General features: G+C 73.2%; 28 protein-coding genes and 1 pseudogene. 10 read left to right on the top strand and 19 right to left on the bottom strand.

The annotated features are described in order from the left end of the window. Positions 1 to 177: 177 nt before the first annotated feature. The 3 genes from FIV44_RS24680 to FIV44_RS24670 form a co-directional block, all read right to left on the bottom strand. Positions 178 to 372, bottom strand: a complete 195-nt coding sequence (locus FIV44_RS24680) for a hypothetical protein (protein ID WP_141006760.1) — start codon at positions 370 to 372, stop codon at positions 178 to 180. 199 nt (positions 373 to 571) lie between these two features. After that, entirely contained in the window at positions 572 to 1657 is a 1086-nt protein-coding gene (locus FIV44_RS24675) for a calcium-binding protein (protein WP_181410806.1), read from the bottom strand. A gap of 72 nt (positions 1658 to 1729) precedes the next feature. Further along, complete coding sequence (locus FIV44_RS24670; protein ID WP_141006758.1) at positions 1730 to 2680, bottom strand: calcium-binding protein; 951 nt, start codon at positions 2678 to 2680, stop codon at positions 1730 to 1732. A gap of 172 nt (positions 2681 to 2852) precedes the next feature. Here FIV44_RS24670 and FIV44_RS24665 point away from each other — a divergent pair, with 172 nt between their 5' ends. The 3 genes from FIV44_RS24665 to FIV44_RS24655 are packed head-to-tail and all read left to right on the top strand — an operon-like array spanning position 2853 to position 4752. Then, a complete protein-coding gene (locus FIV44_RS24665) occupies positions 2853 to 3497 on the top strand; it encodes an RNA polymerase sigma factor (RefSeq protein ID WP_141006757.1) in 645 nt (214 codons plus the stop codon). 2 nt (positions 3498 to 3499) lie between these two features. Continuing rightward, positions 3500 to 4123, top strand: a complete 624-nt coding sequence (locus FIV44_RS24660; RefSeq protein WP_141006756.1) for a hypothetical protein — start codon at positions 3500 to 3502, stop codon at positions 4121 to 4123. A gap of 2 nt (positions 4124 to 4125) precedes the next feature. Continuing rightward, positions 4126 to 4752 (top strand): hypothetical protein, encoded by a 627-nt coding sequence (locus FIV44_RS24655; protein WP_141006755.1) that lies wholly within the window; start codon positions 4126 to 4128, stop codon positions 4750 to 4752. Here FIV44_RS24655 and mutM read toward each other — a convergent pair. The 8 genes from mutM to FIV44_RS24615 form a co-directional block, all read right to left on the bottom strand. Further along, complete coding sequence (mutM, locus tag FIV44_RS24650) at positions 4652 to 5632, bottom strand: bifunctional DNA-formamidopyrimidine glycosylase/DNA-(apurinic or apyrimidinic site) lyase (protein WP_141006754.1); 981 nt, start codon at positions 5630 to 5632, stop codon at positions 4652 to 4654. The genes FIV44_RS24655 and mutM overlap by 101 nt on opposite strands. A gap of 10 nt (positions 5633 to 5642) precedes the next feature. Beyond that, the gene (gene rnc / locus FIV44_RS24645; RefSeq protein WP_425465139.1) at positions 5643 to 6296 is read right to left on the bottom strand and encodes a ribonuclease III; all 654 of its coding nucleotides are present in this window, start codon (positions 6294 to 6296) and stop codon (positions 5643 to 5645) included. Positions 6297 to 6409: 113 nt separating this feature from the next. Continuing rightward, positions 6410 to 6595 (bottom strand): 50S ribosomal protein L32, encoded by a 186-nt coding sequence (gene rpmF, locus FIV44_RS24640; protein ID WP_141006753.1) that lies wholly within the window; start codon positions 6593 to 6595, stop codon positions 6410 to 6412. 42 nt (positions 6596 to 6637) lie between these two features. Then, entirely contained in the window at positions 6638 to 7192 is a 555-nt protein-coding gene (locus FIV44_RS24635; RefSeq protein WP_181411255.1) for a YceD family protein, read from the bottom strand. A gap of 69 nt (positions 7193 to 7261) precedes the next feature. After that, entirely contained in the window at positions 7262 to 7747 is a 486-nt protein-coding gene (gene coaD / locus FIV44_RS24630; protein ID WP_141006751.1) for a pantetheine-phosphate adenylyltransferase, read from the bottom strand. Next, positions 7744 to 8343 carry a 16S rRNA (guanine(966)-N(2))-methyltransferase RsmD gene (rsmD, locus tag FIV44_RS24625; protein ID WP_141006750.1) on the bottom strand — a complete coding sequence of 200 codons (600 nt, stop codon included), beginning with the start codon at positions 8341 to 8343 and terminating at the stop codon, positions 7744 to 7746. The genes coaD and rsmD overlap by 4 nt, the downstream gene beginning before the upstream one ends. Beyond that, the gene (locus FIV44_RS24620) at positions 8340 to 10595 is read right to left on the bottom strand and encodes an ATP-dependent DNA helicase RecG (RefSeq protein ID WP_141006749.1); all 2256 of its coding nucleotides are present in this window, start codon (positions 10593 to 10595) and stop codon (positions 8340 to 8342) included. The genes rsmD and FIV44_RS24620 overlap by 4 nt, the downstream gene beginning before the upstream one ends. A gap of 10 nt (positions 10596 to 10605) precedes the next feature. Further along, positions 10606 to 12309, bottom strand: a complete 1704-nt coding sequence (locus FIV44_RS24615) for a DAK2 domain-containing protein (protein WP_181410805.1) — start codon at positions 12307 to 12309, stop codon at positions 10606 to 10608. Between the two features lie 148 nt (positions 12310 to 12457). Here FIV44_RS24615 and rpmB point away from each other — a divergent pair, with 148 nt between their 5' ends. Then, positions 12458 to 12643, top strand: coding sequence for a 50S ribosomal protein L28 (rpmB, locus tag FIV44_RS24610; protein WP_141006748.1), 186 nt, complete (start codon positions 12458 to 12460; stop codon positions 12641 to 12643). A gap of 177 nt (positions 12644 to 12820) precedes the next feature. Here the strand turns inward: rpmB and FIV44_RS24605 are convergent. Further along, positions 12821 to 13791 (bottom strand): annotated as a pseudogene (locus FIV44_RS24605) (thiamine-phosphate kinase). A gap of 118 nt (positions 13792 to 13909) precedes the next feature. Here FIV44_RS24605 and FIV44_RS24600 point away from each other — a divergent pair. Further along, positions 13910 to 14146, top strand: a complete 237-nt coding sequence (locus FIV44_RS24600) for an Lrp/AsnC family transcriptional regulator (protein WP_141006747.1) — start codon at positions 13910 to 13912, stop codon at positions 14144 to 14146. Next, positions 14125 to 14637 carry a DUF3515 family protein gene (locus FIV44_RS24595; RefSeq protein WP_141006746.1) on the top strand — a complete coding sequence of 171 codons (513 nt, stop codon included), beginning with the start codon at positions 14125 to 14127 and terminating at the stop codon, positions 14635 to 14637. Before FIV44_RS24600 ends, FIV44_RS24595 begins: the two co-directional genes overlap by 22 nt. A gap of 22 nt (positions 14638 to 14659) precedes the next feature. Here the strand turns inward: FIV44_RS24595 and FIV44_RS24590 are convergent, their stop codons facing one another. Continuing rightward, positions 14660 to 15784, bottom strand: a complete 1125-nt coding sequence (locus FIV44_RS24590) for a D-alanine--D-alanine ligase family protein (protein ID WP_141006745.1) — start codon at positions 15782 to 15784, stop codon at positions 14660 to 14662. 24 nt (positions 15785 to 15808) lie between these two features. Between FIV44_RS24590 and FIV44_RS24585 the strand changes: the two genes are divergently transcribed. Beyond that, entirely contained in the window at positions 15809 to 16894 is a 1086-nt protein-coding gene (locus FIV44_RS24585) for a trans-sulfuration enzyme family protein (protein ID WP_141006744.1), read from the top strand. Next, on the top strand, positions 16891 to 17247 hold the full coding sequence (locus FIV44_RS24580; protein ID WP_141006743.1) for a hypothetical protein: 357 nt from the start codon (positions 16891 to 16893) through the stop codon (positions 17245 to 17247). Before FIV44_RS24585 ends, FIV44_RS24580 begins: the two co-directional genes overlap by 4 nt. Positions 17248 to 17383: 136 nt before the next feature. On the opposite strand, the gene FIV44_RS24575 is transcribed toward FIV44_RS24580, so the two are convergent. Further along, positions 17384 to 18388 (bottom strand): NAD(P)H-dependent glycerol-3-phosphate dehydrogenase, encoded by a 1005-nt coding sequence (locus FIV44_RS24575; RefSeq protein ID WP_141008047.1) that lies wholly within the window; start codon positions 18386 to 18388, stop codon positions 17384 to 17386. A gap of 5 nt (positions 18389 to 18393) precedes the next feature. Further along, the gene (locus FIV44_RS24570; protein ID WP_141006742.1) at positions 18394 to 19140 is read right to left on the bottom strand and encodes a lysophospholipid acyltransferase family protein; all 747 of its coding nucleotides are present in this window, start codon (positions 19138 to 19140) and stop codon (positions 18394 to 18396) included. A gap of 82 nt (positions 19141 to 19222) precedes the next feature. On the opposite strand from FIV44_RS24570, the gene cofC reads away from it, so the two are divergent. After that, positions 19223 to 19876 carry a 2-phospho-L-lactate guanylyltransferase gene (gene cofC, locus FIV44_RS24565; RefSeq protein ID WP_246086602.1) on the top strand — a complete coding sequence of 218 codons (654 nt, stop codon included), beginning with the start codon at positions 19223 to 19225 and terminating at the stop codon, positions 19874 to 19876. A 58-nt stretch (positions 19877 to 19934) separates the two neighbouring features. Here cofC and FIV44_RS24560 read toward each other — a convergent pair whose 3' ends face one another. The 3 genes from FIV44_RS24560 to leuC all read right to left on the bottom strand — a co-directional run bounded on the left by FIV44_RS24560 (position 19935) and on the right by leuC (position 22863). After that, entirely contained in the window at positions 19935 to 20549 is a 615-nt protein-coding gene (locus tag FIV44_RS24560) for an HU family DNA-binding protein (protein WP_141006740.1), read from the bottom strand. Between the two features lie 286 nt (positions 20550 to 20835). Then, complete coding sequence (leuD, locus tag FIV44_RS24555) at positions 20836 to 21435, bottom strand: 3-isopropylmalate dehydratase small subunit (protein ID WP_141006739.1); 600 nt, start codon at positions 21433 to 21435, stop codon at positions 20836 to 20838. A gap of 15 nt (positions 21436 to 21450) precedes the next feature. Next, positions 21451 to 22863 carry a 3-isopropylmalate dehydratase large subunit gene (leuC, locus tag FIV44_RS24550; RefSeq protein WP_141006738.1) on the bottom strand — a complete coding sequence of 471 codons (1413 nt, stop codon included), beginning with the start codon at positions 22861 to 22863 and terminating at the stop codon, positions 21451 to 21453. A gap of 100 nt (positions 22864 to 22963) precedes the next feature. Between leuC and FIV44_RS24545 the strand changes: the two genes are divergently transcribed. Continuing rightward, entirely contained in the window at positions 22964 to 23686 is a 723-nt protein-coding gene (locus FIV44_RS24545) for an IclR family transcriptional regulator (protein ID WP_139622247.1), read from the top strand. 52 nt (positions 23687 to 23738) lie between these two features. Here FIV44_RS24545 and FIV44_RS33715 read toward each other — a convergent pair whose 3' ends face one another. After that, complete coding sequence (locus FIV44_RS33715) at positions 23739 to 23981, bottom strand: methylated-DNA--[protein]-cysteine S-methyltransferase (protein ID WP_342778849.1); 243 nt, start codon at positions 23979 to 23981, stop codon at positions 23739 to 23741. Positions 23982 to 24073 lie beyond the last annotated feature (92 nt).

Raw genomic sequence — 24073 nt, 5'->3', positions numbered from 1 at the left:
CCGAGACCGTCGGCTGACCGCCAAGCAACCCGGCACTGCGCGGACGTCAACCGCGTGGCCGACAGCGTGGCGGACGGCGGCGCAGCCGCATCGAGCGAAGCCCGTGGTCCGAGCGCAGCGAGGACCGGGCGGCGAGCTCGATATCCGACACGCTCGGCCGCTCAAGGGAGTCCTGCGTCAGGCCGGCTGCATCTCCGCGTCACCGGTCAGGATCTCGGCCGCGCGGGCCGACATCAGCTTGTCGTTCTCCTCCGAGAGGCGGAGGACGAGGGACTCCAGCTCAGCGACCCGGTTGCGCAGCCGAGCGTTCTCGACGGCGAGACGGGGGTCGCGGAGGTCGCTGTTCAGGTGACCGATCAGCGCCTTGGCCATGAAGTTGAGCCTTCCGGTTCGACAGGGGGTCGGCCCGAGGGGGCCGTCTCCAAGAGTCCCACTTCGAGGCAGCGGGGTCAAACCCGGGGAGACGGTGATGTCGAGCGTCGTGCTGAGTGCCGGGAAGGCCGCGGTCGCCGCAACGGGGAAGGCCCGGAGACCGGGCCTTCCCGACACGTTCAGGGGAGCTGCGCCCGGATCAGGGGCAGCTCTGCGTCACCTCGCCGCTGCAGCGGTCCTTGCCGCGACCGCCGTACACGATGTCGACGCCCTTGCCGCCCTTGAGCACGTCGTCGCCGCCCAGGCCGCGGATGATGTCGTCACCCTGCTTGCCCTTGATGGTCTCGGGACGCTCGCTGCCGATCAGGGTGTCGGGGCCGTCGCCGCCGGTGTACACCTCGAACTTGGCGAACGTGAGCTGGCCGCCCTCGTAGGAGGCGAGGCCGAGCCCGGCGTCGAGCCGCACGGGGACGGTGAGCGCCTTGAGGATCAGCGAGTCCTTGCCCTTGCCGCCCTTGAGCAGGGAGGTGGTCGTGGTGTTCAGCGCCGGCTCGTCGTCGGCCCGCTCCTCGTCCGGCGGGAGCGGCTGCTGCGCGGCCGCCGCGAACTTGTCGTCGCCCTTGCCGCCCTTGATCAGGCCGGAGGTGCGGTCGAACAGCACGGTGTCGTTGCCGGCGCCCATGCTCAGGGTGCTGGTCAGGAAGCTGACGACGGCGACGTCGTCGCCCGGGCCGCCGAAGATGTCGGAGACGGGGACGGTGATCCGGAAGGTGTCGTCGCCCGGGCCGCCGAGGACGCCGTCGTGGCCGGCGAAGACGCTGATGTCGTCATTGCCCTCGTTGCCGTTGACGAAGTCGTCGCCCTTGCCGCCGTTGATGATGTCGTTGCCGAAGCCGCCGTCGATCCAGTCGTTGCCGTCGCCGCCGAAGATCGTGTCGTTGCCGACGCCGGCGTCGATCCAGTCGTCACCGGCACCGCCGAAGATCCAGTCGTCGCCCTCCTCGCCGTAGATCGTGTCGTTGCCGTCGCCGCCGCAGATGGTGTCGTTGCCGCCGAGTCCGTGGAAGACGTCGTCACCGGCGCCCAGCCAGACGACGTCGTCGCCCGCCGTGCCGGTGAGGTTGTCGGCGTCGTCGGTGCCGACGATCGTGGCCGGCTTGCCGTTGCACAGCGGCGGGTCGTCGTCGGCCGCGGTCGCGGCGCCGGGCACGACCGCCGTCGCCCACAGGGCGCCGCCGGTCACGAGGGCGAGCACGCCCGCCGTTCGCCGAAGATGAGGGTGCATGGTTCGTACTCCTTGGATGTCGTCGAACATGACACCCTGCGCAGCGGATCGCAGCAGGGAGGGATTACAGCGTCAGCAGGAGTGCTTGGCCTCGGCCTTGCAACTGTCGCGCCCGGCGCCCCCGTAGGCGATGTCGGAGCCGGGACCGCCGCGGAGACGGTCGTCGCCCGCCTTCCCGCGCAGGACGTCGTCGCCGGCCTTGCCGCGGATCGTCTCGCCGCGCTTGCTGCCGAGCAGGATGTCGTTGCCGAGGCCGCCGACGTACTCCTGCATGCCCTTGAGGCGTGCCACGCTGCCCTGCCAGGTCGCGAGGCCGAGCTTCGCGTCGATGCGCACGGGCACCGACTGGGACGCCAGCGTGAACGTGTCGTCGCCCGCCCCGCCCTTCATCAGCGAGGTCGTCGCGGTGTTCAGGGTGGGGTCGTCGGTGAAGATCGGCTCCGGCGGGGCCGCGAGGAAGACGTCGTCGCCCTTGCCGCCCTTCAGCTCGCCCGAGGTGTTGCGGAAGACGACGGTGTCGTCCCCGGCGTTCATCCGCAGCGTCGAGGTCAGCCAGGTGGCGTAGACGATGTCGTTGCCGCCTCCGGCGTGGACGTCGGCCACCGGCACCCGCACGGTGATCGTGTCGGCGCCGTCGCCCCCGAACACGGTGTCGGCGCCGGCGAGCACGTTGACCTTGTCGTCGCCGGCTCCCGCGTCGACCCAGTCGTCGCCCACCCCCGGGTTGACGATGTCGTCGCCGTCGCCGGCGAGGATGACGTCCTTGCCCTCGCCCCCGCAGATGACGTCGTTGCCGGCGAGACCCTCGATCCGGTCGTCGCCCTTGCCCGCGAAGACGACGTCGTCGCCCGCCGTGCCGACGAGGGTGTCGTCGCCGTCGGTCCCGACGACGGTCGCGGGCCTCCCCCCGCACTCCGGCGGCGCGGCGGCGCCTGCCGTGGACGGGAGGCCGACGGCGGCCCCGAGCGCCCCGCCCGCCAGGAGGGCGGCCAGCCCCACGATGGCCCGAGAGTGACTGCGCATGGTCCGTGCTCCTTCGTGTCGTCGATCCCGGCGCGCGGCCCGGAGGGCCGGCGGTCGTCGAGGACCTTCCAGGCCCCTACCCCGGACGGGGCCGCCACACACCGGCACCGACACGCAGGCCGGGTGTAACGAAACGAGTGCGGCGTCCGCTCACCGGGATGTGTCAGGATCGATGGCGGTAGGCCAGCTGGGTGCAGTCCCCGAGCTGGGCTCCCTTCGTCTCCTGACCGCCGAGCGAGGAGGAATCCTGAGTCCGTCGGAGCGCAGGCGCGCCGTCGACCCACTCGGCGAGCCCCTGGCGCGAGCCCTCGACGGGGACGAGGACGCCTTCTCGGAGGTCTGGCGCCTGCTGCACCCGCCGCTGCTGCGCTACCTCCGGGTCCGCGACCGCGACACGGCCGAGGACATCGCCGCGGAGACCTGGCTGCACGTCGTGCGCGACCTGCGGCGGTTCACCGGCGGTCCCGCGGAGTTCCGGGCCTGGGTGTTCACGCTCGGGAGGCACCGGGCGATCGACGCCGGCCGGGCGCGCGCCGCCCGGCCGAGCACGCCGACGGCCGAGGTGATCGACATCGGTACGGCGCCGAGCGCCGAGGCCGCCGCGCTGGAGCGGGCCGACACCGACGCCGCCGTCCGCCTGGTGGCCACCCTCCCGGCGGCCCAGGCCGAGATGGTCATGCTGCGCATCGTCGCCGGCCTCTCGGTGGCGGAGGTCGCGGCGATCGTCGGCAAGAAGCCCGGCACGGTCGCCGTCAACGTCCACCGGGCACTGAAGAAGCTGGCGCACAGCCAGCAGGCACGGGCGGCGAGGGGGTGAGCATGGAGCACGACGGTCTGGAGGAGTTCGAGGACTCCCCCCTGGTGCAGGCGCTCCGCGCGCCCGGCACGCCGGCCGAGCTGGCCGGCGAGGCCGAGGTCGTGGCGGCGTACCGCCGCACCTTCCCGCCGCACCGCCCCCGCCGCCGGGGGCGGGTCGCCGGCCGGATCGGCGTCGGCGGCGCCGCGCTGCTCGCGACGGTCACCCTCACCGGCGGCGTCGCGGCCGCGGCCTACACCCAGCGCCTGCCGGACTCGGTCCAGGCGATCGCCCACGACGCCTTCGGGGGCGTCGGGGTGCCGCCGGCCCGGCCGCCCGCTCCCCCGACCGAGCCGCCGCAGGTCGCGCCGGCGCCCAGCGCGTCGCCCACCGACCGGCCGTCGAGCAGCCCGTCCGCCGCCCCCACCTCCGAGGCGTCCCCGTCGGGCCGTCCGGACGGACAGCTGGACACCGACGACCCGACGACGTCGTCCGCCCCCTCCTCCGACATCGAGACGTCGGACGCGCCGGCGACCGGCACGGGCGCGCCCGCCCCGGGACCGGCCCGTCCACGCCCGGCGGCTCGCCCGCCGGGCCCGACGAGCCGACCACCGGCTCGCCGGCGGACCCGGTCCCGACGACGGTGAGCGTGACCACCTCCGTACGACGGGTCGCCAGCGGCGGGCGCGCCACGGTGACCGGCGTGGTCCTCGACGAGGCCGGCAAGCCGGTCGTCGGCCGGCGGGTCTGGCTGTACCAGCGGCACCGCGGTGAGCGCTGGACGCGGGTGTCCAGCGCGGTCACCGGCTCGGGCGGGGGCTCGACCTTCGCCACCGGCTCGCTCGACGAGAACACCTTCTTCCGCTTCCGCGTCGACGCGGGCGACGCCGACGACCCGGACCGGGTGCTGCGCTCCCGGGTACGCCGCATCGGCGTGCAGCCGCTGCTCACCCTGACGGCGGACGGCACGGTCGTCTCGGCGCAGGTCGTCGGCGCCCGCCCCGGCGACGCGGTCACGGTGAGCCGGCGGATCGACGGCCGGCTGGTGCGCATCGGCATCCGCCAGCTCGACCAGGACGGCAACGCGAGCTACGACCTGTCGGCGTACTCCGGCCGGGTGCGGGTGCAGGTGCGGGTGCTGCGCACACCGACCCACACCGCCGTGCGCCGCTGGATCACCGTCCGGGTGCCGAAGCAGCCGCCCCCGACGCCTTCGCCCTCGCCGAGCGCGGAGCCGTCTGACAGCGCGGGCAGAAGTACGACGAGCGGTTCATGAAGGCGACCCGTCGGATCGGCGTTCCGCAGCGGTCGCAGGGCTGGTCCTCGCGCCCGTAGGCGTGCAGCGAGCGGTCGAAGTAGCCCGACTCGCCGTTGACGTTGACGTAGAGCGCGTCGAACGACGTGCCGCCCTGCCCGAGGGCCTCGTTCATGACGTCGCGGGCGTGCCCGAGCAGCGCGACCGCCTGGGCGCGGGTGAGCCGGTTGCCGGGGCGCTCGCCGTGCAGGCCGGCGCGCCACAGCGCCTCGTCGGCGTAGATGTTGCCGACGCCGGAGATCAGGCCCTGGTCGAGCAGCAGCCGCTTGACGCCGGAGGTGCGGGTGCGCAGCCGGGCGACGAAGGCGGCGTCGTCGAAGGCGGGGTCGAGCGGGTCGCGGGCGATGTGGGCGATCTCCGACGGCAGGTCGGCGCCGCCGACCGAGACGGACAGCCCGCCGAACATCCGCTGGTCGACGAAGCGCAGCTCCCGGCCGTGGTCGGTGCCGGTCAGCGCGAACCGCACCCGCAGGTGCCGCTCGGCCGGTGCGTCGACCGGCTGGACCAGCATCTGGCCGCTCATGCCGAGGTGAACGAGGAGCGCGTCGCCGCCCGCCGGCAGCGTGTCGGGAGGCGCCGACCGGGCAGCTTGCTGCCCCCCTTCGGCGCCGGAGACACGCTCGGCCTCCTGTTGATCAGTGAGGGGGAGCCAGAGGTACTTGCCGCGGCGGCGGGCGCCCTCGATCCGGCGGCCGGTCAGGGCGGCGACGAAGCCGGACGCGCCGGTCGGATGGCGCCGGACGGGCCGGTCGTGCAGCACCTCGACGCCGGCGATGGTCGCGCCGACGACATGACGCTCGAGGCCGGCGCGGACGACCTCGACCTCGGGGAGCTCGGGCATCGCGCGGAGCTCAGCTGCCGGGGGTGAGCGGACGGCCGTTGGCGTCGAGGCCGAGCGTGGTGGCGATCTCGCCGTACGCCGTCTCGGCGGCGCCCTGCTCGGCCTCCTTCTTGGAGCGGCCTGTGCCGTTGCCGTAGAGCTTGTCGCCCACCCGCACCTGGGCGGTGAAGGTCTTCATGTGGTCGGGGCCGTCGTCCTCGATGACGTACTCCGGCACGCCGAGCGACTGGTCGGCCGCCAGCTCCTGGAGCGAGGTCTTCCAGTCCAGGCCGGCGCCGAGGGCCGAGGCGGCCTCGATGAGCGGGTCGAACAGCCGGTGCACGACGGTCGAGGAGACCTCGATGCCGCCGCTGAGGTGGATCGCGCCGATCACGGCCTCGACGGTGTCGGACAGGATCGAGGCCTTGTCGCGACCACCGGTCGCCTCCTCGCCGCGGCCGAGCTTGATGTGGGCGCCGAGCCCGATGTCGCGAGCGACGCCGGCCAGCGCACGGGCGTTGACGACCGCGGCGCGCAGCTTGGCCAGCCGGCCCTCGGAGAGGTCCGGGTGCGCGAGGTAGAGGGTCTCGGTCACCACCACCCCGAGCACCGAGTCGCCGAGGAACTCCAGCCGCTCGTTGGTCGGGAGGCCGCCGTTCTCGTAGGCGTAGGAGCGGTGCGTCATCGCGCGCTCGAGCAGCTCGGGGTCCAGCGTGGGATCCCCGAGCGCTCGACGCAGCTCGACGTAGTTGGTGATGCCGCTGGCCTGACTCGACGGGCCTGGGTCGACCGGTGGGGTCAGAGGACCTGGCGACGGTCGGCGCGGGCGCCGTACTGGCCGCAGGTGCCGCAGGCGCGGTGCGGGAGGTGCTTGGCGCCGCACGCCGGGTTGGCGCAGGTGACCAGCACCGGGGCGACAGCCTTCCACTGCGAGCGACGGTGCCGCGTGTTGCTGCGCGACATCTTCCGCTTCGGAACAGCCACTGTCTTCTCCTTGGTTCGGGTGCGCTCGGGTCGAGCGCCTCTTCAGTCCGTGGGATCTTGCCTGAGCTCGGTCAGCGCCGCCCAGCGCGGGTCGATCGCAGCCTCGTGCCGGTGGCCCGGCTCGTCCGCCAGCCGCACCCCGCACTCGGGGCACAACCCGGGACAGTCGTCCTGGCACAAGGGCTGGAACGGCAGTGCGAGCACCACCGCGTCCCGCAGCAGGGGCTCCAGGTCGACCAGGTCGTCCTGCAGCATGCTGACCTCGTCGTCCTCCTCCGCCTCCGCGGAGTCCCGGATGTCGTCGTAGACGAACAGCTCCTGGAACGTCACCTCAAGATCGTCTCGGATCGGCTCCAGGCACCGTGCGCACTCCCCCTCCAGCACGGCCGAGGCCGTCCCGGTGACGAGCACGCCTTCCATGACCGCCTCCAGGCGCAGGTCGAGCTCGACCGGCGCGCCCTCGGGGACGGAGAGGACTTCGATGCCCAGATCTGCCGGGGCCGGCACTGTCCGCGACACCTGACGCTGGGACCCCGGGCGGCGGCCGAGCTCGCGAGTGTCGAGCACGAGCGGCGCTCTCGGGTCCAGGGTGTTCAGGGGTTCGCTTCCAGGTCCGGGCACAACAGATCAGGGCAATCGTAGTGGGGCGCCGGTGGGGCGACCAAATCAGACGCCGCGGGCCGCCAGCTTCAGCGTCAGCCGCGCGTGGACGGCCGGGGGCACCAGCTCGGCGACCTCGCCGCCGAGCGAGGCGACCTCCTTGACCAGGCTGGACGAGACGTACCCCAGGCTCGCGGTGGTCGGGATGAACACGGTCTCCACCCCGGTGAGGTGGGCGTTCATCTGCGCCATCGGCAGCTCGTACTCGTAGTCGTTGCCGCCGCGCAGCCCCTTCACGATCGCCTGGGCGTCGATCTCCCGGCAGAAGTCGACGATCAGGCCGGTGAACCCCCGCACGGTCACATTGGGCAGGTCCGCGCACGCCTCGCGGAGCATCTCCAGGCGCTCCTCGGGGTCGAAGAGGCGCGACTTGGAGATATTGGTGCCGGTCGCGACGACCAGCTCGTCGAAGAGCGCCGAGGCGCGCCGGAAGATGTCCAGGTGGCCGTTGGTGACCGGGTCGAAGGAGCCGGGGCACACCGCGCGGGTCATGGGGCGAGGCTATCGGCTGGCGTCGGGGCCGCCTCGGCCAGCCACAAGGTGGTCTCGCCGTACCTCTTCTGGCGGCGCTTGCCGGCCAGCGGCTCGAGGCCGTCCGGCCAGGACGGCTCGGGGCTGCGGCGGGAGCGCTCGACGACGACCAGTGCGCCGTCGGCCAGCCAGCCGTGGGCGGCGAGCGCGGCGAGATCGCCGGCGACGGCGTCGTCGGCCAGCGGGTAGGGCGGGTCGGAGAAGACGAGGTCGTACGGCGCCGGGGCGGGCTCGGCCAGCGCGGTGGCGACGGACCGCGCCAGCACCTCGGCGGCGTCGCAGCCGATGGCGTGGGCGTTGGCCCGGATCAGGTCGGCGGTGCGCCGGTCGGACTCCACGAGCGTGACGGCGACCGCGCCGCGGGACCACGCCTCCAGGCCGATCGCGCCGGACCCGGCGTACAGGTCGAGGAAGCGGAGGTCGTGCAGGGAGCCGGCCCAGGCCTCGATCGCCGAGAAGAGCGCCTCGCGGACCCGGTCGCTGGTGGGCCGGGTGGCGTCGCCCTTGGGGGTCTGCAGGCGGCGGCCGCCCGCGCGACCGGCGATGACGCGGGTCATGACTTGTCCACGAACTCGGCCTGCTGGGACTGCTCCAGGTCGCGGACGGCGGCGGCGAGCCCGGGCACCTGGCCGAGGTCGGCGTCCGCGTCGAGCAGCCCCTCGGCGGCGGTACGGGCGGCGACGATGGTGTCCTCGTCGCGGAGCACCCGGAGGTTCTCCAGGCTGGACCGGCGCCCGGCCTGGGAGGCGCCGAGCACGTCGCCCTCGCGGCGCTGCTCGAGGTCGACCCGGCTGAGCAGGAAGCCGTCGGTGGTGGAGGCGACCGCGTCCAGGCGCTCGCGGGCGGGCGTGGCGGCCTCGGCGTGGCTGACCAGCAGGCACAGCCCGGGCAGGCCGCCCCGGCCGACCCGGCCGCGGAGCTGGTGGAGCTGGGAGATGCCGAACCGGTCGGCGTCGAGGATCACCATGGCGGTGGCGTTGTGGACGTCGACGCCGACCTCGATGACGGTGGTGGAGACGAGCACGTCGAGCTCGCCGGCGGCGAACGCGCGCATGGTGGCGTCCTTCTCGTCGGCCGGGAGGCGGCCGTGGAGGCAGCCGATCCGCAGCCCGTTCAGGGGACCCTCGCCCAGCCGGGCGACCGTCTCCTCGACCGCCGCCGCGGGCGGGCGCGGGGTCTCCTCGGCGGGGGCCTCCTCGTCGGGGAGGTCGACGGCGTCGACCTGGCCGGCCTCGGCCTCGTCGCCGGAGATGCGGGGGCACAGGACATACACCTGGTGGCCCTTGCCGACCTCCTCGCGGACCCGCTCCCAGACCCGGCCGATCCAACCGGGCTGCTCGGCCAGCGGGACGACATTGGTCTGGATCGGCGCCCGGCCGGCGGGCAGCTCGCTCAGGGTCGACGTCTCCAGGTCGCCGAAGACGGTCATCGCGACGGTCCGCGGGATCGGCGTCGCGGTCATGACCAGCAGGTGGGGCGGCGCGGCGGCCTTGTCGGTGAGCGCGGCGCGCTGCTCGACGCCGAAGCGGTGCTGCTCGTCGACCACGACCAGGCCGAGGTCGGCGAACATGACCTGGTCCTGGAGCAGGGCGTGGGTGCCGATCACGATGCCCGCGTCGCCGCTGGCGATCCGGGAGAGCGGCTCGGTGCGCTGGGTCTTGGTCATCGAGCCGGTGAGCAGCTCGACACGGGTGCCCGCGCCGGAGCCGAAGATGGTGCCGCCCAGCGCGAGGTCGCCGAGCATCGTCACGATCGAGCGGTAGTGCTGCTGGGCGAGCACCTCGGTCGGGGCGAGCAGCGCCGCCTGGCCACCGGAGTCGACGACCCGCAGCATCGCCCGCAGCGCGACCAGGGTCTTGCCGGAGCCGACCTCGCCCTGGAGCAGCCGGTTCATCGGGTGCGGCTGCGCGAGGTCCTGTTCGATCTGCGCGCCCACCTCGACCTGGCCCGCGGTCAGCTCGAACGGCAGGGTCGCGTCGAAGGCCCCCAGCAGCGCCCCGTCTCCCCCGGTGCGGGCGGTCGCGCCCTGGGCCCGGACCGCGCGCCGGCGACGGCCGAGCACGAGCTGGGTGACCAGCGCCTCCTCGAACCGGAACCGGTGGTGGGCCCGCCCCACCTGGTCGCGGTCCTCGGGGCGGTGGACGTCGTCGTACGCCTGGCGGATCCCGATGACGTCGTACTCCCCGCGGAGCGCGGCGGGCAGCCGCTCCGGGATCTCCTCGACGACGTCCAGCGCGAACTTCACCGCGCGGGCGACGTCCCAGGTCTCCACGCCCTTGGTGAGCGGGTAGATCGGGTAGAGCGGGCCGAAGTCGAGCACGTCCTGGGCGCCGCCGTCCTCCGCTGCGTCGTCGGAGTCGCCCATGCCGAAGATGGTCATCGCCGGGTTGACCAGCTGCCACTGGTCGCGGAACCGGTCGGCCTTGCCGAGGAAGACGCCGCGGTTGCCCACGGCGACCCGGCGGGCGTGCCAGCCGGCGGTGCCCTGGTTCTTGGCGAAGAAGGTCATCCTCAGCCGCGGGCCGCCGGTGCGCAGCACCGCCTCGACGCGGTACGCCGGACGGCCGGTGCGGCGGTCCTTGTAGGTCTTGACGTCGCACTCCGCGATCTCGCCGACGACGCAGAGCATCTGGCCGATGCGCAGGTTGTCGACCCGGCTGAGCGAGCCGGTCTCGAGATAGCGGCGCGGGAGGTGGCGCAGCAGGTCGCCGACGGTGTGCAGGCCGAGGCCGTCGGCGAACTTCTTGCGCTTGGCCGGCGTGGTCGCGCCGAGGACGGCTGTCAGCGGGGAGTCGAGGGTGATCGCCACGGTTTCGCTCTCATTCGACGGACATCAGGAGCGGGTAGCGCTCCTGCCCACCGTCGTACACCACGACGTCGACATGGGGGTGGTACTCCTCGACCCAGGCGGTCGCCCGGTCGGCCAGTCCGGCGCTGTCCGCGCCGCTCACCAGGGTGACCAGCTCGCCGCCCGCGGCCAGCAGCCGGTCGAGGACGACGAGGGCGACCGCGCCGAGGTCCTCCCCCACGACCGCGAAGTCGCCGGCGATGACGCCCAGCGCGTCGCCCGGCTCGCACGGGCCGGCCATGGTCATCGCCTGGCGGGCGGCGATGGTGACGGCGCCGTGGCGGACGTGGCGGGCGGTCGCGGTCATCTCGGTGACGTCCTGGTCGAACGCGCGGCCGGGCTCGTGCACGGCGACCGCGGCCAGGCCCTGCACCTGGGCGTGGGTCGGGATCACCGCGACCCGCAGCCCGCGGGCGCCGTGGTCGGCCTCGGCGGTGCTCGCGGCGGCCAGCGCGGCCCGGACGGTCGGCTCGTCGTTGGGGAGCACGACCACCTCGCTCGCGCCGCAGGCCGTGATCGCGTCCAGCAGTTCCCCGGTCGAGGGCCGGCGGCCGGGCCCGCCGCGGACCACCTCCGCGCCCGCCTCCTCGAAGAGCGCGGCCAGCCCGGGACCGGCCGCGACGGCGACCACCCGGCGACCGGCCAGCGTGGGCAGGGCGGGGGTCTCGGCCTTCTCGGCCTTCTCTGCGATCTGCTCGGCGAAGTGGGTGACCCGGATCCGGTGCGGGCGGCCGATCCCGAGGCCGGCCTCGATCGCGGCGCCGACGTCGTCGGTGTGCACGTGGACGTTCCACAGGCCGTCGCGCCCGACCACGACGACCGAGTCGCCGAGCGTGCCGAGGCGCTCGCGCAGGCTCGGGGCCCGCGCGTCGTCGGTGTCGAGGAGGTACATCACCTCGTACGCCGGGCCCTCCTCGCTCAGCTCGTCCCCGGCGTGCTCGACGTGCGGCACCGGGATCGCGTGGCTGCCCAGCGGGGCGGTGACCGGGATCGGCCGGCGGCCGGTCAGCACCGTCTCCGCGGCGTCGAGGATCACCGACAGCCCGCGCCCGCCGGCGTCGACCACACCCGCCTGGGCGAGGACGTCGAGCTGCTCGGGCGTGTGGCCGAGCGCCTCCCGCGCCGCGGCGGCCGCGGCGGTGAGGACGTCGCTGCTGCGCGCACCGTCGGGAGCCGCGGCCGTCGTACCGGCCTCGGCGGCGGCGCGCATCACGGTCAGCATGGTGCCCTCGACCGGCTCCCCCACGGCGGCGTAGCTCGCCGCGGACGCCTGGGCCAGCGCCTCCGCCATGACCACGGCATTGCGCTCGTCGGGCCGGGACGCGCCGATCCGGCGGGCGGCGGCGCCGAGCATCTCGCTGAGGATGACCCCGGAGTTGCCGCGGGCGCCGAGCAGCGCTCCGCGGGCGAGCGCCGCGAGCGGCACGCCGGCGTCCGCCACCAGGTCGGGGCGGTCGGCGTGCTCGCCGAGGGCCGCCCGGATGGCGTCGCGGGCGGCGACCACGGTGAGGTACATGTTCGTGCCGGTGTCGCCGTCGGGCACCGGGTAGACGTTGAGCGCGTCGACCTCCTCGCGGGCGCCCGCCAGGGCGTCGACCGCGATGTCGACGAACCGGACGACCGACGCCAGCGCGATCCCGCTCCGCCCCTCCCCGGGCGCCGTACGCTCGTCCATCGAGGTCACCCTAGGGCACTCCCACCGGGCTGCGTCGATTTCGGCGTCGGCCGACGGGTCGGCTATTCTCTTCCGGTTGCCCGAAGCGCCTTCTTGCGCGCCCGGCACACCCGACTTAGCAACGAGCAATCTCCCAGGAGTGACAACCATGGCCGCCGTGTGCGACATCTGCGACAAGAAGCCGACCTTCGGCAACAACCGGCCGTGGTCGCGCAAGATCACCAAGCGCCGCTTCAACCCGAACATCCAGCGCGTACGCGCCGTCGTCAACGGCACCCCGAAGCGCCTCAACGTGTGCACCGGCTGCCTGAAGGCCGGCAAGGTCACCCGCTGACCTGACGCTCGAACCCAACCGACCCGTCGCGTCTGAACGCGACGGGTCGCTGTCTTTCCGCGACCCGGCGCATCCTGACCTCGGGATCGCACCGACCCGGCTCATCCTGACCCAGCGGCAGGTAAGGATGAGCCGGGTCGGCGGGATTTGCAGGGGAGGATGAGCCGGGTCGGCGTGTCAAAAATGCGTCCAGCCGGTGGGGCCGTCGTAGGCGGCGCCGTCGACGGTGACGGGGAGGTCGCCGGTGGGTCCGACGGAGCCGATCCGGGTCCAGCCGTCGGGCAGCGCGACGTCGGGCGGGAAGGTGGCGAGCAGGGCGTGGTCGTCGCCCCCGCCGAGGACGAACTGCAGCGGGTCGGCGCCGGTGGCCTGGCCGACCGCCAGGAGCGGCTCGGGGACCTCGAAGGCGTCGGTCTCGACGTCGATGCTCACCCCGGAGTCCTCGGCGAGGTGGCGGGCCTCGGCGAGCAGGCCGTCGGAGACGTCGATCATCGCGGTGGCGCCCGCCTCCGCGGCGGCCGGCCCGGCGTCGTACGGCGGCGCGGGGCGGCGGTAGGCGTCGACCAGGACGCGGGGCGAGCGGAAGCCGCGGCCGAGGACGGCGAGCCCGCCCGCGGCCCATCCCTGGCGCCCGCAGAGCGCGAGGACGTCGCCGGGCGAGGCACCCGAGCGCACCACCGGGGACACGGTGCAGGCGCCGAGGACGGTGACCGAGACGACGATCTGGTCGGCTCGGGTGACGTCGCCGCCGACCAGGCCGGCGCCGACCAGGGCGCACTCCTCGGCGAAGCCGCGGGTGAAGTCCAGCGCCCACCGGGCCGGGAGGTCGGCGGGGCGGCGAGCCCGACGGTGAGCCACTGCGCCCGGCCGCCCATGGCGTTGACGTCGGAGAGGTTCTGGGCGGCAGCCCGGTGGCCGACGTCGGCCGCCTCGGCCCAGTCGCGGCGGAAATGCCGGCCCTCGACCATCACGTCGGTCGACACGACCACATGGCCCTTGCGGACCCGGACCACGGCCGCGTCGTCGCCGGGTCCGAGCAGCACGTCCTCGCCCGGCGCGGTCGCGGCGACCACCTCGCCGATCCGCCCGATCAGCCCGAACTCGCCGAGGTCCGCCAGCGTCGTGTCCCCGTCGATCGCGTCAGCCATGGCCCCATCCCACCAGACGTACCCGGCAGTAGGGTCCTGCGGCTCGCGAGTTCTGCTCATGCCGTGGCGCGCGGTAGGTTGGGGCGTTCGACAAACTTCTCCGGCGGGAGCGTGACCCATGGTGGTTCAGGCCTACATCCTCATCCAGACCGATGTCGGCAAGGCGGCCGAGGTCGCCCGCGAGGTCGGCGCGATCAGCGGCGTCACGCTGGCCGAGGACGTCACCGGTCCGTACGACGTGATCGTGCGCGCGGAGGCCCGCAACGTCGACGAGCTCGGCAAGCTGGTGGTCTCGAAGGTGCAGAACCTCGAGGGCATCACCCGCACCCTCACGTGCCCCGTCGTCCACATCTGAGGCTGCTCGGGGGCGCCCTGCCGCTCGCCGCCGTGCTGGCCGGGTGCAGCGGACCGGTGCAGGTCGACGTACCGGAGCTGTCGGCGGCCGACCGTGCCGCCTGCGAGGCCGTGGCCACGGGCCTTCCCGACACGCTCGCCGGTGAGGAGCGCGTCGACATCGAGCCGGACGACGCCCCCGCCGCGGCGTACGGCGACCCCGCGATCGTGGTCCGCTGCGGCGTCGCGAAGCCGGAGGGCTTCGACCTGGCCGCGTCCTGCGAGTCCGTCGACGGCGTCGGCTACTACATCCCCGACGAGCAGTACGACGACCAGGGACTCGACGTCACCCTGACCGCCGCCGGGTACCGCCCCGGGTGGAGGTGCGGATCCCGTCCCGCTACCGGCCCAACGCGGTCCAGGCCGCGATGGCGGCCCTCGCGCCGCTGGTCGAGCAGCACCTGGCCCGGGTCGACGACTGCGACTGACTCCTGGCGTTCCCCGCGCTCCTAGCCTGTCAGGTTGAAGCAGGACACTAGCGCAGGCCGGTGTCGCGCTGCAGCGCCAGCGTCAGCAGCCGGTCGACCAGCTCGCCGTACGAGACGCCCGTGGCGGCCCACATCTGCGGGAACATCGACAGCGGGGTGAAGCCCGGCATCGTGTTGAGCTCGTTGACGACCAGCGCGCCGTCGGGCATGAGGAAGAAATCGACGCGGGCCAGGCCCTCGCAGCCGACGGCGAGGAAGGCCCGGGCGGCCATCTCCCGCATCCGCGCCTCGACGCCCTCGGGCAGCACGGCGGGGACGTCGAGCTCGGTGTGCTCCTCGGGGAGGTACTTCGCCTCGAAGTCGTAGAACTCGTGGTCGCCGGTGATCCGGATCTCCGCGGGCAGGCTGGTCTCGGCACCGCCGTCGAGGGACTCCAGGACGCCGCACTCGACCTCGCGCGCGCCCTCGGCGGAGACCTCGACCAGCACCTTCGGGTCGTGCACGAGCGCGCCCTCGATCGCTTCGTCGATCTCGTCGGGCGTGTGCGCCTTGGCGATGCCGATGCTGGAGCCGCCCCGCGCGGGCTTGACGAACAGCGGGTAGCCGAGGGCGCTGAGCCGCGCGCGTACGGCGACGGGGTCGCGGCGCCACTCGCGGGCGGTGACGGTCTCGCTCGGCATGACCGGCAGCCCGGCGTCCCGGAGCACGATCTTCATGAACGCCTTGTCCATGCTGACCGCCGACGCGAGCACCCCGGAGCCGACGTACCGGACGTCGGACATCTCGAAGAGGCCCTGGATGGTGCCGTCCTCGCCCCAGGGGCCGTGCAGCAGCGGGAAGACGACGTCGACCTCACCGAGCGCACGCGGCGTCTCGGCCGCGTCGCTGACGACGAGGTCGGTGCCCTCGGTCGTACGGGCCAGGGTGACCGGGGCGCGGTCGGCGTCGACCGAGGGCAGCTGCCCCGGACCGGTGATCCGGTGCCGCTGCGGGTCGTCGGCCTCCAGCACCCAGCGGCCGTCGGTGGCGATGCCGATGGGGACGACGTCGTACTTCTCTCGGTCGATGGCCTGGAGCACACTGCCCGCCGTCACGCACGAGATGGCGTGCTCGCTGGAGCGACCGCCGAAGACGACAGCGACGCGGACACGGCGGCCGGTGGGAGAGCTCATCGGCGAAGACCCTACCTTTGGGGCATGTCCTCCAGCCCTCGCACCCTCCGCCCGGCGACCGTCGCGGTGACCGCCGGACGGCCGCCGCACGACCCCGACGAGCCGCTCAACGTCCCGGTCACGATGACGTCGACGTACGTCGCGACGGGCGAGCTGGAGTACGGCCGCTTCGGCAACCCGACGTGGTCGGCGTTCGAGGAGACGCTCGGCGCGCTGGAGGGCGGCCGGGCGCTGGCGTTCGCGTCCGGCATGGCCGCGGTGACGACAGTCCTGGACCTGGTCGGCATCGGCGGCAGCGTGATCGCCCCGCGGCACGCCTACAACGGCACGGTGACCGCCCTCGGCGACGCCGAGTCCCGCGGCCGGCTGCGCGCGACCCTCGTCGACACGAGCGACACCGCCGCCGTCGTGGCCGCGCTGGAGGCCGACGAGGACTGCGCGCTGCTGTGGCTGGAGTCCCCGACCAACCCCGCGCTGGAGCTCGCCGACATCCCCTCGCTGTGCGCCGCCGCCCACGAGCTCGGCATCCGCGTCGTCGTCGACAACACCTTCGCCACTCCCCTGCTCCAGCAGCCCCTGTCGCTCGGCGCCGACATCGTCGTGCACTCCGCGACGAAGTACATCGCCGGCCACAGCGACGTCCTGATGGGCGCCCTGGTGGTGGACGACGACGAGGTGCACGCCGCGCTCAAGGGGCGCCGCGACCTCGCGGGCGCCGTACCCGGGCCGTTCGAGGCCTGGCTGGCGCTGCGCGGCCTGCGCACCCTGCACGTGCGGCTGGAGCGGGCCGCCGCCAACGCCACCGAGCTCGCCCGCCGGCTCGCCGACCACCCCGCGGTCGAGGAGGTGCGCTACCCGGGCTTCGGCGCGATCGTCGCTCCCGTCCTCGCCGGCGGCGCCGACGCCGGCGACTTCCTGGTCCGCGCGACCTCCCTGTGGGTGCACGCCACCTCCCTCGGCGGCGTCGAGTCGACCTTCGAGCGGCGCCGGCGCTGGAAGCTGGAGCCGTCGACCATCCCCGAGGGCCTGGTCCGGCTGTCCGTCGGCATCGAGGACGTCGAGGACCTGTGGGCCGACCTCCAGCAGGCCCTCGACCGCATCGACGCGTGAGCGACCTCGCGGCACGCCTGCGCGCCGACCTCTCCGCGGCGCTGCGATCCCGGGACCTGCCGCGCACGAAGGTGCTGCGGACGGTGCTCTCGGTGATCGCGAACGCCGAGGCCGTTCCTCTCGCCGAGGACCCCGGTGCCGGCCCGGCCGGCGAGGGACCGATCGCGGGTGCGGCGGTGGGCCTGGGTGCGGCCGAGGCGGCGCGGCGCGAGCTCACCGACGCGGAGGTGCGCGACCTCGTCGTGGGCGAGCGGGACGAGCTGCTCGCCGCGGCTGCGCAGGTCGGCGACCACGCTCCGGATCGTGCGGACGAGCTGCGGGCAGCGGCGGCGCTGCTGGCGTCGTACCTCTAGCGAGGGTTCGGCCGGAGCGGTCCCACTCGTCCCTCTGGTCACAGCGGAGACGTGTTTCATGCGCTTGTCAGGGGTTGCAACCCCTGACAAGCGCATGAATCCCCGGACATCCGGGGATCCATGCAGCAGCAGCGCCTCAGCTCAACTCGGCCTTCGTGTCCCGCGAGATGAACGCATCCATCAGCTGCGAGGTGGTGAGCCGGCCCTGGACGACCTCGTCGACGGCGTCGACGATGGGGGCCTCGACGCCGGTGCGGGCGGCGAGGGCGCGCAGGGAGGAGCAGGACTTGGCGCCCTCGGCGACCTGGCGGGTGGAGGCGTAGATCTCCTCGACGGTCATGCCCTGGCCGAGCTTCTCGCCGAAGGTGCGGTTGCGCGAGAGCGGCGAGGAGCAGGTGGCGACGAGGTCGCCGAGGCCCGCGAGGCCCATCAGGGTGAGCGGGTTGGCGCCGAGGTTCATCGCCAGGCGCGCGGTCTCGGCGAGGCCGCGCGTGATCAGCGAGGCGGTGGTGTTGTCGCCGAAGCCCTGGCCGACGGCCATGCCGACGCAGAGGGCGACGACGTTCTTGTACGCGCCGCCGTACTCGCAGCCGAGGACGTCGACGCTCGTGTACGGCCGGAACGCCGGCGAGTGCACCCGCTGCTGGAGCATCGTCGCGACCGACTCGTCGGCGCACGCGACGACCGACGCGGCGGGCTCGCGGCGGGCGATCTCGCGCGCGAGGTTGGGGCCGCTGACGACGGCGATCCGCTCGGCGCGGATGTCGCCGACCTCCTCGATCACCTCCGACATCCGCTTGAGGGTGCCGAGCTCGACGCCCTTCATCAGCGAGACGAGGACGGCGTCCCTCGCGACGTACGGCAGGAAGGTCGGCAGGTTCTCGCGCAGGGACTGCGACGGCACCGCGAGGACGACGACGTCCGCGCCCGCCAGCGCCTGCTCCGGGTCGTGGGTCGAGGTGATGGTGCGGGGCAGCTCGATGCCCGACAGGTAGTCGGTGTTCTCGTGCTGGTCGTTGATCGCCGCGGCGACCTCCTCGCGCCGGGCCCAGATGCACACGTCGTTGCCGGCGTCGGCCAGCACGATCGAGAACGCCGTCCCCCACGATCCGGCGCCGAGCACCGCGATCTTGTCGCCCATCGCGCTCACTCCGCCTTCTTCTTCTTGAACCGGTCGCCGTGCACGGCCATGTCGTAGCGCTCGGCCGGCGCGGTCTCGCCGCGCACCAGCTCCAGCTGGTGGGTGATCGCGGCCATGATCCGCGCGGTCGCCTCGTTGACCACCGCGCCGGTGCGGGGCCGCGCCCGCAGGTCCTCCAGCTCGACCGGCGGCCCCACCCGCATCACGACCTTGCGGCGGGGTACGACGTGCGGCCGCTTGGTGTACGGCGGCAGGATCTCGTGGGCGCCCCACTGCCCCACCGGGATCACCGGACAGCTGGTCTCCAGGGCGATCCGCGCGGCGCCGGACTTCCCCTTCATCGGCCACATGTCGGGGTCGCGGGTGATCGTGGCCTCCGGGTAGATCACGACGCACTGCCCGGCCCGCACCGCGTCGACCGCGGCGGAGTAGGCGCCGACGGCGTCCTTCGTCTCGCGACGGACCGGGATCTGCCCGGCGCCGCGCAGGAAGAAGCCGAGCGCTCTGTTGTCGAAGAGCCCCGACTTGGCGAGATAGCGCGGCTTGTAGCCGTGGTCGTAGACGAGGTGTGCGGCCGTCAACGGGTCGGCGTGGGAGATGTGGTTGAGGGCGATGATGAAGCCGCCGCTCGTCGGGATGTTCTCGCCCCCGATCCACTCCCGTCGCGTCGTCGCCAGCAGGGTCGGCTTGAGGATGGGTACGGCGATGTTGAAGGCCCAGCCTCGCTTCTCCTGCAGCTTGCGAACGGTCACGAGAATGCAGGCTACCGGTCGGTCGGGGCTCATGAGACCGGCCACTCCGGGGCGCGACACACCGGCCTGCGAGGATTCAGGGGTGTTCAGACGTCCGGGCCCATTCGCCGTGGTGCTGCCGGTGAAGTCGCCGGGCACCGGCAAGTCGCGGCTCTCGATGCTGCGTGACGCCGAGCGCGCCCTGCTGGCGGCGGCGTTCGCGACCGACGTGGTCGACGCATGCCTGCGGACCGACGGCGTGGCGGGCGTCCTGGTGGTCAGCGACGACGAGGAGTTCGCGGCCACGCTGGCGGTGCGGGGCGCCGGCACCTGCGCCGATCCGGGCGGTGGGCTCAACGCCGCGCTGCGCCACGGAGCGGCGGTCGCGCACGACGTACGGCCGGACCTGCGGCCCGTCGCGTTGTGCGCCGACCTGCCTGCGCTCGTGCCCGCGGACCTGGCGGCCGCCCTGGCCGTCGTCGCGGCCGAGGCCGGTCCGTGCTTCGTGCGCGACACCGACGGGACCGGGACGACGCTCTACACCGCGGCGTACGACGACTTCGACCCGCGCTTCGGGGCGGGCTCCGCCGACGCCCACGCCGGCGCGGGCGCGCGGCCGCTGCCGGGCGCGCTGTCGACCCTGCGCCGCGACGTCGACGACGCCGACGGCCTGGCGGCGGCGATCGCCCTGGGAATGGGGCCTTCCTCGACCGCTGCGCTCCACGCGATCGGGCCGGTGCCCGGACCCGCACGATGACGAACGGGCCGCCCTCCCTGAGGAGAGCGGCCCGTACGGGTGATCGTCGAAGCCGGCGTCAGGCCTTCTTCGCGGTCTTCTTGGCCGGCGCCTTCTTGGCGGGGGCCTTCTTGGCCGGAGCCTTCTTCGCGGCCGGTGCCTTCTTCGCAGGCGCCTTCTTGGCCGGTGCCTTCTTCGCAGGCGCCTTCTTGGCGGGGGCCTTCTTGGCCGGAGCCTTCTTCGCGGGAGCCGCCTTCTTCGCGGTGGCGGCTGCCTTCTTCGCCGGAGCAGCGGCCTTCTTGGCCGCGGTGGTGGCGGCCTTCTTGGCAGGAGCAGCGGCCTTCTTCGCGGTGGCGGCTGCCTTCTTCGCCGGAGCAGCGGCCTTCTTCGCCGGCTTCGGCAGGGCCGGGAGCTTCTTCGCGCCGGAGACGACGTTCTTCAGGTCGGCGCCGGCGCTGAACTTCGGGACCGCCTTCTTCTTGGTCTTCACCCGCTCGCCGGTCTGCGGGTTGCGGACCCAACGGGCGTTGCGTACGGCCTTCTCGAAGGAGCCGAAGCCGGTGATGGCGACCTTCTCGCCCTTCGCGACCTGACGGGTGATCGTGTCGAGAACGGCGTCGAGAGCATGAGCCGCGTCCTTGCGGCTGCCCTCGAACCGGTCAGCCAGCGCGTCGATCAACTGAGACTTGTTCACTACCTGTCCTTCCGAAACGCCGCGCTGGGCGTCCCTTGAGCTGTTGCGGCCGAGCCCGCGCCCAGCCGTCCTTTCATGGGAACGCTAGGCACTAGTAGGCACACTCACAATCACCACGCCGAAGTTGTTGCGTCTTTTTTCGCGATTTCGTCGTTATTTCGGCCGATTCGGCCCGCTTTTCGCTCTCGAGGCCCTCGCGGGGCCGTTCGGGCGAAGACCGGGAACGCGAACGGGCCGACCCGCGAATGTCGCGGATCGGCCCGTCGTAGAGCGGTTTCTACGCCCTTCAGGCGTGCTGCGTGACCGGCTTCCAGCTCGGTCGACCGCTCTCGTACGACGCGATGTCGGCCTCGTGGCCGAGGGTGATGCCGATGTCGTCGAGGCCCTCGAGCAGGCGCCAGCGCGTGTAGTCGTCGATGTCGAAGGAGTCCTCGACCTCGCCGCCGGGCGTGGTGACCGTCTTGTTCTCGAGGTCGACGGTGATCTGGCCGCCCGGGTTCTCCTCGAGGTAGACCCACAGCCGCTCGACGACCTTCTCGTCGACCTGGCCGGCGACGAGGCCGGCCTTGCCGGAGTTTCCGCGGAAGATGTCGGCGAAGCGCGGGGACAGCACGACCTTGAAGCCGTAGTTCTGCAGGGCCCACACGGCATGCTCGCGCGAGGAGCCGGTGCCGAAGTCCGGACCGGCGACGAGCACGGAGCCCGCACTGTAGGCGGGGTTGTTGAGCACGAAGTCCGGGTCGCCGCGCCAGGCGGCGAACAGCCCGTCCTCGAAGCCGGTGCGCGTCACGCGCTTGAGGTAGACCGCCGGGATGATCTGGTCGGTGTCGACGTTGCTGCGGCGCAGCGGGACGCCGATACCGGTGTGGGTGGTGAACTTCTCCATGACTGCTCTCTCCGTTCAGACCGTGGCCGGCACGAGGTCGGCGGGCGAGGACAGGGTGCCGCGGACGGCGGTCGCGGCGGCGACGGGCACGGACACCAGGTGGGTGCGACCGCCCTTGCCCTGCCGGCCCTCGAAGTTGCGGTTGGACGTCGACGCGCTGCGCTCGCCCGGCGTGAGCTGGTCGGGGTTCATGCCCAGGCACATCGAGCAGCCCGCGCCGCGCCACTCGGCCCCGGCGTTCTTGAAGATCTGGTCGAGACCCTCGGCCTCGGCCTGCATCCGCACCCGCACCGAGCCCGGTACGACGAGCAGGCGGGTGCCCTCCGCGACATGGTGGCCCTCGATGATCTGCGCGGCGAGGCGCAGGTCCTCGATCCGGCCGTTGGTGCACGAGCCCACGAACACCGTGTCGACCTTGATCTCGCGCATCGGCGTGCCGGCCTCCAGACCCATGTACTCCAGCGCCTTCTCGGTCGCGATCTTGTCCGTCGCCTCCTCGAAGTCGTCGGGGCTGGGGACCGTCGCGCCGAGGGCGACGCCCTGGCCGGGGTTGGTGCCCCAGGTGACGAACGGCGTCATCTCGGAGGCGTCGAGGACGATCTCCTTGTCGAAGACCGCGTCGGCGTCGGTGACCAGGGTGCGCCAGTGCGCGACGGCGGCGTCCCAGTCGGCGCCCTTCGGAGCCTCGGGCTTGTCCTCGAGGTAGGCGAAGGTCGTCTCGTCCGGCGCGATCATGCCGGCCTTGGCGCCCCACTCGATGGACATGTTGCAGACCGTCATCCGGCCCTCCATCGAGAGCTCCTCGATGGCCTGGCCGCGGTACTCCACGATGTAGCCCTGCCCGCCGCCGGTGCCGGTGTGCGCGATCAGGGTGAGGACGAGGTCCTTCGCGGTGACGCCCTCGGGCAGCGAGCCGTCGACGGTGACGGCCATCGTCTTCGGCCTGGCCTGCGGCAGCGTCTGCGTGGCGAGGACGTGCTCGACCTCCGACGTACCGATGCCGAACGCGATCGACCCGAAGGCCCCGTGGGTGCTGGTGTGCGAGTCGCCGCACACGATGGTCATGCCGGGCTGGGTGAGGCCGAGCTGCGGGCCGACGACGTGGACGATGCCCTGCTCGACGTCGCCGAGCTGGTGCAGCCGCACGCCGAACTCCTCGGCGTTCCTGCGCAGGGTGTCGACCTGGGTCTTGCTGACCGGGTCGGCGATCGGCTTGTCCCAGTCGATGGTCGGGACGTTGTGGTCCTCGGTCGCGAGGGTCAGGTCGGGGCGGCGCACGCGGCGCCCGGCCAGGCGCAGGCCGTCGAAGGCCTGCGGGCTGGTGACCTCGTGGATGAGGTGGAGGTCGATGTAGAGGAGGTCCGGCTCCCCCGGGGTCGACCGGACGACGTGCTCGTCCCACACCTTCTCCGCCAGGGTCTTGCCCATGACTCGCTCCTCCTCGTTCGGGTCGTCGACGGCACCTCTGCCGTGAACTGAGACGCAGCCTACTCTTGCATCCCAGGATCCGAGACGGCAGTATTGACATATGGACAACTCGAGCGGCGTCGGCGTACTCGACAAGGCAGCCCTGGTGCTGACCGCACTGGAGTCCGGGCCGGCCACGCTGGCCGGGCTCGTGGCGGGCACCGGCCTGGCCCGGCCGACCGCGCACCGGCTGGCGGTCGCGCTGGAGCACCATCGCCTGGTCGCGCGCGACATGCAGGGCCGCTTCGTGCTCGGCCCGCGCCTGGCCGAGCTGTCCGCCGCCGCCGGCGAGGACCGCCTGCTCGCCACGGCCGGCCCGGTGCTCGCGCGGCTGCGCGACATCACCGGCGAGTCCGCCCAGCTCTGGCGCCGCCAGGGCGATCACCGCGTCTGCGTCGCCGCCGCCGAGCGCCCCTCCGGCCTGCGCGACACCATCCCGATCGGCTCCCAGCTGACCATGCGCGCCGGCTCCGCCGCGCAGGTGCTGCTCGCCTGGGACGACCCGGAGCGGATCCACCGCGGCCTGCAGAACTCCGCCTTCTCCGCCGCCGAGCTCTCCGCGATCCGCCGCCGGGGCTGGGCGCAGTCGGTCGGCGAGCGCGAGCAGGGCGTCGCCTCCGTGTCCGCGCCCGTCCGGTCCCCCGGCGGCAAGGTCATCGCGGCGGTCTCCGTCTCCGGCCCGCTCGAGCGCCTGTCCCGCCAGCCCGGCCGGATGCACGCCCCCGCCGTCCTCGCCGCCGCCGAGCGGCTCTCGGAGTCCCTGCGCCGCGCCGCCGCGGAGTGACCGGAGCAGCTCCCGCCAGGCTGGGGCCGACGAAACTGCCTCCCAGTGCGATCTAGAACAAGGCGTCCTGCTCGAGCTCGAGCAGCAGCTGCTTGCGGTCCAGGCCGCCGGCGTACCCGGTGAGCGTGCCGTTGGCGCCGATCACCCGGTGGCAGGGGATGACGATGGGGATCGGGTTGGCGCCGTTGGCGGTGCCGACGGCTCGGGAGGCGGCATTGGTCTTGCCGAGCCGGGCGGCGATCTGGCCGTACGACGCGGTCTCGCCGTACCCGATGGCGACCAGCTGCGCCCACACCGAGCGCTGCCAGGCGCTGCCGGTGGGCGCGAGCGGGAGGTCGAACTCGGTGCGCTCGCGGGCGAAGTACTCCCCAGTTGGCGCGCGGCCTC

Source organism: Nocardioides humi, from assembly GCF_006494775.1.
Classification (GTDB): Bacteria; Actinomycetota; Actinomycetes; order Propionibacteriales; family Nocardioidaceae; genus Nocardioides; species Nocardioides humi.
This window is presented reverse-complemented; position numbering and strand designations above follow the sequence as displayed.